Source organism: Emticicia sp. CRIBPO (assembly GCF_009905725.1).
Lineage (GTDB): Bacteria > Bacteroidota > Bacteroidia > Cytophagales > Spirosomataceae > Leadbetterella.
Window position 1 is genome coordinate 72,524 of the sequence record NZ_JAAAKV010000005.1, and the last position, 12,651, is coordinate 85,174.

Below are 12,651 nucleotides of genomic sequence, written 5' to 3' on the forward strand. Positions count from 1 at the left end.
AAGCCACAATAGCGGGTTTATATATAATTTTATCGGCATGCTGTCGAAAAACAGGACGACGGTATACCTGATAACGATTTTGCTGACGGTAACCGGGTATTCTATTTTCAATAACCTGCCTAAAGAGCAGTTTCCTGAGATCGTTATTCCCCAGATTTATGTCAATACGGTGTATGCAGGAACAGCTCCGGCTGATATAGAAAACCTGATCAACAAACCGCTAGAAAAGCAGTTGAAGTCTGAAAAAGGAGTTAAAAACGTAAAATCGAATGCCCTGCAGGACGTTTCGATCATCCTGATCGAATTTGAAACAGGGGTGGATGTCCAGGTCGCTAAAGAAAGGGTTAAAAGTGCCATCGATAAAGCCAAAAGAGACCTGCCGAAAGACCTGACCCAGGACCCTACGGCCCTGGAAGTTAACTTCTCGGAGTTCCCGATCATGAACATTAACCTGGCCGGAAATTACTCCCTGGAGAAATTGAAATTAATGGCCGAAGATATTCAGGATGCGATCGAAGCCCTTCCGGAAATTACCCGTGTGGATATTGTCGGAGCTCTTGACCGTGAAATTCAGATCAACCTGGATTTGCAGAAAATGAAATCTTATGGCATCACTTTCGGAGATATCCAGCAGGCTGTTCAATATGAAAACGTCAACATTTCAGGAGGTGACCTGAGCGTAGATAACGTCAGAAGGACCCTGAGGGTGAAAGGAGAATTTAAAACCATTGAGCAGCTTCAGAACGTGGTCATCAGGTCAGGTCAGGGAGCAACGGCCCGGTTGAGCGAAATCGCAGACGTGGTTGACTCCAATGCGGAGGTTCAGGATTTTGCAAGATTAGACAATAAATCCGTTGTTACGCTTAACGTTATCAAAAGAGGTGGAGAAAACCTGATCATAGCATCCGAAAAAATCGAGCACTTGCTGGAAGATTTCAAAGAAAACCGTCTGCCTGAAGGCCTTGACATCAGGATTACCGCCGATCAGTCTGAAAGAACCAAGGCCGATTTGAATGACCTGATCAATACTGTGGTAATGGGTTTCATTTTCGTGGTTTTCGTACTGATGTTTTTCATGGGTGTGAGAGACTCGATTTTTGTGGGTCTTTCGGTGCCTTTATCAGCCTTCCTTGCGTTTTATCCTTTGATGCTGATGGGTTTTACGCTGAATACCATCGTACTTTTTGCCTTCCTGCTTGGTCTCGGGATTGTAGTGGATGATGCCATTGTGGTTATCGAAAACTCGCACAGGATATTTAACAAACATAAGCACCTTCCGATTACAGAAGCCGTTAGAATTGCAGCCTCAGAAGTTTTTGTGCCGGTACTTTCCGGAACATTGACCACCATTGCTCCGTTCTTCCCGTTGTTATTCTGGCCGGGTATTGTAGGAGAGTTCATGAAGTATCTGCCGTTTACGCTGATCTTTACACTGACAGCCTCTCTTATTGTTTCATATGTAATGAACCCGATTTTCGCGATCACTTTCATGAAGCGTGAAGAAGAGGATAAGTCAGCCAAACCGACTTTTGGTGAACTGAAGAGACCATTGTTAATTCTGGGAGGAGCAGCCGTGTTTTTCTACTTCCTGAATGCCGTAAGTGGAAACTCGACTTACTTCGGAATTGCCAACGTCGTCATCCTGATCCTGATATTGTATGTATTTAATCATTATATACTGACACCTAAGCTGATCATTCCATTCCAGGAAGTATTACTTCCGAAACTAATCGGAGGATACAAAAAAATGATCTCATGGGTACTGACAGGCTGGAGACCGGTTTGGGTAGTTGTTTCAACTTTCGGATTATTGATATTTACCTTCATTTTGATGGGTATTGTTAAACCACAGGTGATTTTCTTCCCAAGTGGTGACCCGGATTATGTTTATATCTACAACGTTTTACCGGTAGGTACAGACGCCAGAAAAACGGATCAGGTAACAAGAGAAATTGAGAAAAGGGTATTTAAGGTAATCAAAGACAACAAAGCGGAGCATGCCATTAACTCGGTGATTTCGAATGTCGGTAAAAATGCCGGTGACCCGATGAACCCGGACAGGGCAGCGACTCCGAATAAATCTAAAGTAACCGTTGCCTTTGTTAAGAAAGAGGAGAGGGGTGAAATTTCGTCAACAGAGCTGTTGGGTAAAATCAGGGATGCCGTAAAAGGAATTCCTGCAGCCGAAATTGCTGTAGAGAGAGAAAGTAACGGACCTCCTACCGGAAAGGCGATTACCCTGGAAGTGGTAGGTGAGGATTTTGATCAGCTGATTGCGATCGAGAAACAGGTTTATGCCAAGATCAATGCTGCAGGTATCCAGGGCATCGACGAATTGAAGTCTGACCTTGTAACCAATAAGCCGGAAATAATCATTGATGTGGATCGTGAAAAAGCTTCAAGGGAAGGAATCAGCACCGCACAGGTGGCCTCAACCATCAGAACGGCTTTATTTGGTCTTGAAGTATCAAAATTCAGAGACAATAAAAACGAATATCCGATACAGTTGAGACTGAAGGCAGACGACAGAAGTCAGATCGAGAAATTACTGAGCATGAATATCACCTACCGGGATATGAACATGGGTGGCGTTTTAAGAAATGTTCCTCTTTCAGCAGTAGCCAACATCAGTTATTCGACCACTTTCAGTCAGATCAACAGGAAAGACAATGAAAGGATCATTACGATTAGCTCGGACGTAACGCCTGAGTTCCTTGAGAAAGCAACGGAAATTAACCAGCAGATTCTTCAGGCAGTTTCGGAAATCGAACTTCCGTCAGGTTACACTATCCGTCAGGGTGGTGAGCAGGAAGAGCAAATGGAAGCCATGTCATTCCTGAGTTCAGCGTTTTTGATAGCCCTGGCTATGATTTACCTGATCCTGGTGGCACAGTTTAACTCTATCATCAAGCCGGTTATCATCTTTGTAACCATTATCCTCAGTTTGATCGGTGTGTTACTCGGTTTTATGATCTTTGGTAAAACGTTCTCAGTGATCATGTCGGGTGTGGGTATTATCGCCCTGGCCGGGATTGTGGTTAAAAACGGTATCCTGATCATTGAGTTCATTGACGAGCTTCTGCACCAGGGACTCCCGTTGAAACAAGCGATTGTTCAGGGTGGAGCCACCCGTCTGACACCGGTATTGCTGACTGCTTCTGCAGCGGTGTTGGGTATGATCCCGCTGGCATTTGGTCTGGCCTTTGATTTCGGAGCCTTGTTTATTGATCTAAGATGGGCCTTAACGATCGGCGGAGACAGTGCAGTATTCTGGAATATCCTGGCCTGGACCATCATCTTCGGTCTGATATTCTCTACTTTGCTTACCTTGATCATTGTGCCTTGTTTGTATTATCTGAATGAGACGGCAAGAGCGAGAATAGCTAAAAGGAGACTGAAAAACGCCAACGCTGAAATAGCCTGATTAAAGGTATCGTCATAGATTTTAAAGCCCCGTATGGTTATCGTAAGCCGTGCGGGGCTTTTTGTTTTAAGGAAAATGCCTGAAAACTCCTACATTAAAGCATTCAACAGGGGAACCGATTGTTAATTTGCTTATCTTTGTCACAAGCATACCTGACTAATCACGATGAAGAGGCAAATAGGAATACTCATTGTTTTATCGGCTTTACTGGCAGTTTTGGGATCCTATATTTATAAAAAGGAGGATGCTGAAACTATTACTCCGGCTGAAACTCCCGAGGTGGCAGAATCATCTTCTGAGGTGATTGTAGCAGCCCCGCCATATGCCATCGGCGATGCCGTCAGGGATTTTTCGCTTCGCAACATCAACGGAAAGATGGTTTCATTGGCCAGTTACCCTTCAGCCCGGGGATTCATTATAGTATTCACCTGCAATCACTGCCCGTTTTCTAAATCGTACGAAGATCGCTTATTGCTGCTCGATAAAGAGTTTGCTTTTAAGGGCTACCCGGTTATTGCGATTAATCCCAATGACCCGGAAGCCTATGAAGAAGATAGTTTTGAGAATATGAAATTAAGGTCAGAGGAAAAGAAATTCACTTTCCCCTATCTTCTTGACGATCGGCAGGTAGTTGCCAGGGCTTTTGATGCCCAAAGAACCCCGCACGTTTTCCTGGTCAAAAAAGAGGACGGTAAAAACATCCTTAAATATGCCGGGGCCATTGACGACAACCCCCAGGACGCCAACGGGGTTTCTAAAAACTACATTCAGGATGCACTGGGTTATGTGATCGGCAACAAGCCGGTTGTGACCCCGACATCAAAGGCTGTAGGTTGTGCTATTAAATGGAAAAATTGATTTTTCGAGTAAAATATTAATATTAGGATGTCTGTTAAATTACCTGCCTTATTTTCTAAAAACAGATCTGCCGAGCTGGCGGCTTTTGACAGATTGCTCACCATCATGGACGACCTCAGGGAAAAGTGTCCCTGGGATATGAAGCAAACCATACAAACCCTGAGGCATTTAACCATAGAAGAAACCTACGAGTTATCTGATGCTATTCTGGAAAATGACCTCAACGAAGTCAAAAAAGAACTGGGGGATATCATGCTTCACCTTGTTTTTTATGCTAAGATCGCTTCAGAAACCAATGATTTTGATATTACGGATGTATTGAACGGAATTTGTGAAAAGCTGATCTCCAGGCACCCGCATATTTACGGAGATGTGGTGGTTGAAAACGAGGAGGATGTAAAGAAAAACTGGGAACAACTCAAACTCAAAGAAGGCAATAAGTCTGTTCTGGCAGGAGTACCTGATTCACTGCCCGCACTGGTTAAAGCCATGAGGATCCAGGAGAAAGCCAGAGGAGTAGGTTTCGACTGGGAAGAAAAAGCCCAGGTATGGCATAAAGTGGAGGAGGAGATGCAGGAATTTAAAGAACATTTTAACGCGGAATCAAATGAGATAATGGACAAGGAAAAGGCTGAAGGAGAGTTCGGGGATTTGCTATTTTCTCTAGTTAATTATGCCAGATTCATAGACATCAATCCGGAAACAGCATTAGAGAGAACAAATAAGAAGTTTAAGAAAAGATTTCAGTATCTTGAGTCCAAATCAAAAGAACTGGGAAAGGAGTTAAAGGACATGACATTGGCAGAGATGGATATTTTCTGGGAGGAGGCCAAGTCACTGTAATTCCAAAAGGCAGGTTTTGTAATTATTTTAGCATAGATTCTAACTTATCCGAAAAATGAGCCATGTCACAAGTTGCCTGAATTGTGAAGAAAACCTGTCGCCCGAAGCTAAGTTCTGTTCTGAATGCGGACAGAAAACAGACACCCATCGCCTGACCCTCGGGCACTTTTTCCATGAAGTTTTTCATGCCTTCACCCATGCCGACAAAGGCATATTTTACCTGATCAAAGGCCTGGCTTTACATCCGGGAGTAGTTGCGAGAGAATACCTGGCGGGCAAAAGGAAAAAGTACTTTAACCCGTTTACTTTTTTCCTGTTATTAATGACCGTATACGTGCTGTCAGACACATTATTTCAAAAGAAAAAAGAAGAGGCCATTTCTTCCGCGGAACAGTTTAGTCAGATGCCGGAAGGCCCTGAAAAAACAATGAATATCGCCAGATATGATAGGGGGATAAAGGTAAAAGAGTTTGGCACAAAACACGGAAATATGATTGCGATGATAGCAGTGCCCTATTTTGCATTTTTGTTCTGGGCTGTTTACCGGAAAAGGAAATACAATTATGCAGAACACCTTACTTCCGCAGTTTTGTTTATCGGTTTTTCCAATATGGTTTTTACCCTGGTGGTCTTTCCGCTGGCATCTCTGTTTGGCGGAACGATAAAAAATATGATGCCTCTTCTGGGGCTGGTTTTTCAGATTGCTTATTTTGCCTGGGCCTACAATTCCCTTTTGAGTTCAAAAACAATCGGTCAGAAACTGGGCGTATTTGTTACCAGTTTTACAGGCGTTTTACTTTGGAGTATTTTAACCTTTACGGCATTCGCCATCTATATCTATCAAAGCTGGGACTTTCTCGATTTCTTTAAAAGAATGGGAGGAAGAGGCTGAAAAATTCACTTTAATCAAAAACAACTAAATGAAAAAACCATTACTCCTTATCCTGTCTCTTTTATGTTTTAAAGGCTTTGCCCAGCAGCAGTTCGTTGTCGGCACAGGTAAAAGCCAGAACACCAAATTGCTGGACGGCAGGCTCCTCGTCATGTTGTCGACCAATGAAAAACGGGAACCGAGATTCGAAATCACAGACGCTCTCAATACCCAGATCGTTTTTGGAAAAGACGTCGAAAACTGGGCTACGGATCAGCCGCAGGTCCTGAATAATGCCAACAGCACCGGTTACCCGCTCGCTCAGCTGAAAGACGTTCCTGCCGGAGAATATTATGTACAGGTGTTACTTCATAAATACGAGACCTTTCACCGGAAAGACGGACATACCGTAAAGCTTCCTATGGACAGGGGAGAAGGCCAGCAGTGGAATCTTGCTCCCGGAAATCTTTACTCAAAGCCAGTCAAAGTCAGAATTGACCCGAAATTGAAGAATATTATAAAACTGAGCCTTGACCTTGAAATTCCGCCCGTTGAAGAGCCAAAGGACACCAAATATATCAAACACATTAAAATTCAGAGCAAGTTGCTGACTGAGTTCTGGGGCCGTCCGATGTTCCTCGGGGCACACATTTTATTGCCGGAAGGCTTTGACGAAAACCCGAAGGTTAAATACCCCCTGGCCATATTTCACGGACACTTCCCTTCAGACCTTGAGGGCTTCAGAACGGTGCCGCCAGATACCGGACTTCCGAATAACTATAATGCCAGGTTCAAAATTTACGGATATGAAAAAATAGTCCAGCAGGAAGCCCACGACTTTTATAAGCAATGGACAGGCCCGGATTTTCCAAGGGTTATTGCTATCGAAATCCAGCATCCATGTCCTTTTTATGATGATTCTTATGCTGTGAATTCTGCTAACATCGGGCCTTATGGCGATGCCATTACTTATGAGCTCATTCCTGAAATAGAAAAGCGATTCAGAGGGATCGGGGAAGGTTGGGCCAGATTTACCTACGGCGGCTCCACCGGCGGCTGGGAAGCCCTCGCCGTGCAGGTGTTTTACCCCGATCAGTATAACGGAAGCTACGCGGCCTGTCCCGACCCGGTAGATTTCAGGGCATTCACTACCGTAAACATTTATGAGGACAAGAATGCCTATTGGTATGAAAGCCAGTTTAAAAAACTGCAGAGACCAGGTCACAGAGATTACCTGGGGCAGGTGTCCGCTTCGGTAGCTGAAATGAACCAGCGGGAGCTGGCCCTGGGAACCAAAACCCGGAGCGGTCAGCAGTTTGATATCTGGGAAGCGGTTTATTCGCCTGTCGGAAAAGACGGATACCCCGAAAGGATATGGGACAAACAAACGGGTGTGATCAATAAGAAAGTAGCTGAATACTGGAAAGAAAATTATGACCTGGCTTATATACTGAAAAGAGACTGGGCAAAAAACGGGGAAAAATGGAAAGGCAGGATACATATTTACTGTGGAGATATGGATAATTACTATCTCAATAATGCGGTTTACCTGGCAGAAGATATGCTCAAAACACTTTCAAACCCAGCCTATGACGGCGTTGTGGACTACGGCGACAGGGCAGAGCACTGCTGGAATGGAGATCACACCCAGCCTAATTATATATCCAGGCTGAGGTATCACCAGATGTTTATCAAAAAGTGGGTAGAGGATCTGAAAAAAACGGCCCCTGCTCATGCAGATCTTAAAAGCTGGAGATATTAACGGAAATCCACAAAAAGTGCTAAAAAATCGTTCCTTTATACAAATAGCGAAATTTTTCTACAGTTTGAGTAAATTTTTGAAATAAAATAGACGCTCTTTAATGGTAAAGAAAGGCATAATTTGCTGACTGTCAGCAAATTATGCCTTTCTGCTTTTCAGGGTATGCCTTTTTTAGTTTAATAGACATAATTTAATAATTAAACTGAAGAAATAATGAAAAGCTTAATCATCGGATCAATCGCACTGGCATTAGTTTCTGTATCAGGACTTAATGCACAAATTAAACCGGCCCAGGCCGTTAACTTAACTGTTTCTCAATTCGACAAGACCCCTGTCAAACCCGAAGACCTTCCGGCACCAATCAAAACGGTTCTGGCAAGCGAAGCCTTCAAAGGATGGGAAGTCACAACAGCCTACCTGGTGTCAGAGGACGGAACGGAATATTACGAAGTAAATCTTACAAAAGGACCGGACAGGCAAACGGTTAAATTCGATAAAAACGGAAAAATATTGAATCCGTAACAGGATTTGGTAAATGTTGTTCATCCCTTAGCACAAGCCTGATCAAAATGATTTGTTCCTACAAATCCGATGGTTTTAAGTGACCAGCAAACATTCAGGAGATTTTATCGGGATCATCAACATAAAAAGGAAAGGAGGGGAAACCCTCTTTTCTTTTGCTTTTTATACAGCAGAAAGAACATACAGGTCCTCGCTTTCATGCGGAAGGACCTTTAACACACTGGTGAGGACGAGAAGGACCAGGGTCCGGCTGGCGAGTTTCCTGGGAATATCTGCGATCTGGGAAAATGTATTAATGGTAATATGTTTATGCGAATCCAGGTATTCCATCAGAACCTTCTCTTTTTCTCCGAAAGTAAATTTCAGGTCCCTTGACCTCCTTTCTCCTTTCATGATTTCTCTCACCTCTTTACTGGCCTGGATAGACTTGTCGTCAATCCTGACATACGCTTTGCGATGCTCCGGCTGACCGTCAAGGTCGACATAATGCGGTTTAAAAGGACTGGGTTTGATATCGTAAACCAGCACTTCCCTCTCATCTTCCACTTTTATTTTGCGGATGGTGTAGTCAACGGCAGGATAAATAAATTTTTCAATGTTTTTGGTAATGACATATTCATCCTCATCAATGTACTTGAGGCCTTTGATGTGTTTGTCGTCACTAATACCTATCAGGAGTTTTCCGCCGCTTGAATTCGCAAAGGCTACTACCTCACGAATGATTTTTTCGGGATGATTGCTTTTCAGCTTAAATTCGAGGTGTAGCCCCTCGCCTTGTCTTACCAGATTTTTTAGTTCCTTAAGGTCAGTTTGTGAATGACCTATAGAGTGATATCCAAAAATCATTTCAACCGGATTTATCGTGTTGAATATAAATATACAAATTTCAGGTCTAAGAACAATGGAAAGCAGATTTAAAATAAAAAATTCTCTATTTTTACATTTGATAAGTAATATTCAACCCATGAAAAAGACAATTTTTTTATTATTGACCATGATTGAAACGTATTCCGGTTTTGGACAGACCAAAACCACCGGCAAATTGGTAGAGTCAGACCCCGAATTCCGGCAGCTCATTGACATTACATCACCCATAGAAGTCATCGCCGAAGGCTTTGACTGGTCTGAAGGACCTGTCTGGATTAAATCCCAGGGCTTTCTTCTTTTTTCTGACGTTCCGCAAAACGTCATTTATAAATGGAAAGCAGGAGAAAAGGTGGTTGAATTCCTCAGACCATCGGGCTATACCGGTATTTTGCCTTACAGTAATGAACCCGGCAGCAACGGACTGACCCTTAGCAATGACGGGCAGCTGCTGGCATGCGAACATGGCGACAGGCGTGTGACCAAAATGCCGTTCAGCGGCGGAGGGAAGTTTGCGATGGCAGACAATTATCAGGGTAAACGGTTCAACAGCCCGAATGACCTCGTTCAATCTAAAAAAGGAGATATTTATTTTACAGATCCTCCATACGGTTTACCCAAATATGATCAGGATCCTACACAGGAAGTGGAGGGTTTTGGTGTTTACAGGATTTCAAATGACCGTAAAGTAAGCCTTGAGATTGCAGACCTTACCCGTCCGAACGGCGTGGCCCTTTCTGTAGATCAGAAAACCCTGTATGTGGCTCAGTCAGACCTTGCCAAAGCCTGGATCCTGGAGTACCCGATTCTTGAAAACGGAAGCCTCGGTAAAGGAAAAATATTTTATGACGCCACACCACTGGCTCAGCAGGGATTGATCGGAGCTCCTGACGGTTTGAAAGTCGATGAAAAAGGCAATGTTTTTTCTACAGGCCCGGGAGGGGTGCTGGTTATCAATGCCAAAGGAAAATTGCTGGGGAGAATAGAAACAGGACAGGCTACGTCCAACGTCGCCTGGGGTGAAGATGGGGGTACCCTTTTTATCACTGCAGATGTGTATTTATGCAGGATCCGGACCAAAACAAAAGGGGCAAACTTCTGATATTCTTCATAAACAGACCAAAGATTTGACTGAAATGTTAGTTTTTGGGCAGATAAAATGCATTGAAAACATAATTTTTCTAAAAAAATTAATGGTTTCATAGCTAAAAATCAGCAGAATGGGCAGTTTCTTGATAAAAGTTTCATTTTCAGATTTGGAATTCTTTGATAATCAATAGGAATCTGCTTATTTTTGCACCTCTAAAAAAATCAGGGCGGGAATGCCCGTAAAAAAGTATTCAAAAAGTTTTAAAAAAATAAAATGGCAATCGTTAACAAAATCAGAGAAAGGTCAGGTATTGCAGTAGCCGTCATCGCCGTTGCTTTATTGTTATTTATTGTAGGAGGAGATATTTTCTCTGGTCGTAGTTCTTTATTCGGTGATAGTAATAAAGTAGGTGAGATCGCCGGCCATCAGATTGACGCCCAACAGTTTGCCGGATTGGTAGACGCTCAGAAAACACAGTATGAAATGTCGACCGGAAGGTCTGCTAATGAGCAGGAACTGGCTCAGATCCGTGAGCAGGTTTGGGAGAAACTGATTTTTGAAAATGCCTATCTTGGAGAATTCGAAAAACTGGGTCTTACTGTTACTAACGAAGAGCTACGCGAGCTGATCCAGGGAACGAAAAACATGCACCCGTATGTTCGCCAGTTTTTCTCAGATCAAAGCGGTGCTTTTAACGAAGCCCAGCACAAAGAGTTTATCAATGCTGCCGCTAACAACACCCTTCAGGAAGGACAAAAATCTGTTTGGGAAAACTTCAAAAAAGAATTGCTTCAGGTAAGACTGAGAGAGAAATATCAAAACCTTATCAATGCTACTACTTATGTTACAGCTTTGGAGGCTAAAAACGAATATGTAGCTCAAAATGAAAAGGCAGATGCAAAATACCTTTATGTTCCTTTCTACAGTATTCAGGACACGACAGTAAAAGTTTCTGACAGCCAGATTTCTGATTACTATGCTGCTCATAAAGACGAATACCAGGGATACGACAGCCGTTCCATTGAATACGTGACTTTCCAGGTTGTACCGACTAAAGAAGACAGTGCTGCCCTGAATGATGAGATCCGTAACCTGGCTAAAGGCCTGGCTGCAGCTCAGGATCCTCAGGCGTATGCCAACCAGAATTCAGATATCCGTACGCCATATCTTAAATCATACAGCGAATTGAGCGATGTGGTAAAACAAAGCATTTCGACAGCTATCCAGGGTGCCATCATCGGGCCATTCAAAGAAGGTAATGTTTATACCATTCATAAATACGAAGGAACTTCTACAGATTCATTATATACTGTAAGAGCCAGCCATATCCTTTTCAGAGCCGATAAAGCAGCTCCGGACAGTGTGAAGGCTAAAGCAAAAGAAAGTGCACTGGCCGTTTTGAAGCAAGTTAAGGAAGGAGGAGATTTTGCTACCCTAGCCCGTCAGTATGGTCAGGATGGTTCTGCCCAGCAGGGTGGAGATCTTGGTCCATTCCAGAATAACGGACAAATGGACAAAACATTCCAGGATGCTACCTTTGCTTTCTCAGGAACAGGTGTATTGCCTAATCTGGTAGAAACCGATTTCGGTTTCCACATCATCAAAGTAACAGAGCCGAAAAGCAATCTGAAATACAAACTGGCAACGGTCAGCAAAGAACTGAGCGTGGGTGAAGCTTCTTCAACAGAGGTTTACCAGAAAGCGGATAACCTTCGTGCAAGTGTTAAAAACCTTAAGGAATTTACAGAAGCCGTTAAGAAAGACAATTCATTGGCACTGTTGACAGCTGAAAGAATTGCTCCGCAAGCCACTTCAATCAACACCATTCAGAATGCAAGAGAAATCGTAAGATGGGCTTTTGATAAAAACACTGAAGTGGGTGATGTTTCTGAAACTGTATTTACCATTGGTGATACTTATGTTATAGCAGCTGTCAAAGCAGCTTCTGACAAAGAAGATCCGAAAGCGGAAGATTTCAAAGATCAGATCACATACAAAGTGCGTAACGACCTTAAGGCAGAGAAAATTCTTGCGAAACTGGGTGATGGCAAAGGAGATCTTACGGCTGTGGCCAACAAATACGGAGCAGGAGCTTTGGTTGAAGAAGTAGCAGATATCAACTTCTTTAGCGGTATGCTTAACAGTGCCGGAATCGACCCGATTGCTTTGGGTGTGGTGTTCGGACAAAAAGCCGGAAAGAGAAGCAAGCCTTTGAAAGGAGAATCAGGTGTGTTTATCATCGAAACATTGAAGAAAACAGCCGCTCCTCAGATTGCAGATTACTCTATCTACAAAGACCAGGTTTTACAAAGAGTTGGTGGCGGACAGGCTGGCTTTATTGCTGAGCAGATTTTGAGAGACAAAGCAAACATTGAAGACAACAGGGCGAAATTGTTTTAATCAGTCCTTTCGATCAT

9 protein-coding genes are annotated in these 12,651 nt (G+C 43.3%); 8 read left to right on the plus strand and 1 reads right to left on the minus strand.

Features of this window, described 5'->3' with window-relative positions; translation table 11 throughout:
* Positions 1-37 precede the first annotated feature (37 nt).
* From GVN16_RS11485 to GVN16_RS11510, 6 genes are all read left to right on the plus strand, one after another.
* Positions 38-3,424: an efflux RND transporter permease subunit gene (locus tag GVN16_RS11485; protein ID WP_166564360.1), complete on the plus strand. Its 3,387-nt coding sequence runs from the start codon at positions 38-40 to the stop codon at positions 3,422-3,424.
* Between the two features lie 165 nt (positions 3,425-3,589).
* Positions 3,590-4,282, plus strand: a complete 693-nt coding sequence (locus GVN16_RS11490; RefSeq protein ID WP_166564045.1) for a thioredoxin family protein — start codon at positions 3,590-3,592, stop codon at positions 4,280-4,282.
* Between the two features lie 27 nt (positions 4,283-4,309).
* Positions 4,310-5,125 (plus strand): nucleoside triphosphate pyrophosphohydrolase, encoded by an 816-nt coding sequence (gene mazG, locus GVN16_RS11495; RefSeq protein ID WP_166564046.1) that lies wholly within the window; start codon positions 4,310-4,312, stop codon positions 5,123-5,125.
* Positions 5,126-5,180: 55 nt separating this feature from the next.
* Positions 5,181-6,017, plus strand: coding sequence for a DUF3667 domain-containing protein (locus tag GVN16_RS11500; RefSeq protein WP_166564047.1), 837 nt, complete (start codon positions 5,181-5,183; stop codon positions 6,015-6,017).
* A 28-nt stretch (positions 6,018-6,045) separates the two neighbouring features.
* A complete protein-coding gene (locus tag GVN16_RS11505; protein ID WP_166564048.1) occupies positions 6,046-7,758 on the plus strand; it encodes a hypothetical protein in 1,713 nt (570 codons plus the stop codon).
* Between the two features lie 213 nt (positions 7,759-7,971).
* Positions 7,972-8,280, plus strand: coding sequence for a hypothetical protein (locus GVN16_RS11510; protein ID WP_166564049.1), 309 nt, complete (start codon positions 7,972-7,974; stop codon positions 8,278-8,280).
* 162 nt (positions 8,281-8,442) lie between these two features.
* Here the strand turns inward: GVN16_RS11510 and GVN16_RS11515 are convergent, their stop codons facing one another.
* Positions 8,443-9,126 carry a helix-turn-helix domain-containing protein gene (locus tag GVN16_RS11515; RefSeq protein WP_166564050.1) on the minus strand — a complete coding sequence of 228 codons (684 nt, stop codon included), beginning with the start codon at positions 9,124-9,126 and terminating at the stop codon, positions 8,443-8,445.
* Positions 9,127-9,244: 118 nt separating this feature from the next.
* Between GVN16_RS11515 and GVN16_RS11520 the strand changes: the two genes are divergently transcribed.
* Together GVN16_RS11520 and GVN16_RS11525 are read left to right on the plus strand one after the other, a co-directional pair.
* Positions 9,245-10,246 carry an SMP-30/gluconolactonase/LRE family protein gene (locus tag GVN16_RS11520; RefSeq protein WP_166564051.1) on the plus strand — a complete coding sequence of 334 codons (1,002 nt, stop codon included), beginning with the start codon at positions 9,245-9,247 and terminating at the stop codon, positions 10,244-10,246.
* A 261-nt stretch (positions 10,247-10,507) separates the two neighbouring features.
* Entirely contained in the window at positions 10,508-12,634 is a 2,127-nt protein-coding gene (locus GVN16_RS11525; protein ID WP_166564052.1) for a peptidylprolyl isomerase, read from the plus strand.
* Positions 12,635-12,651 lie beyond the last annotated feature (17 nt).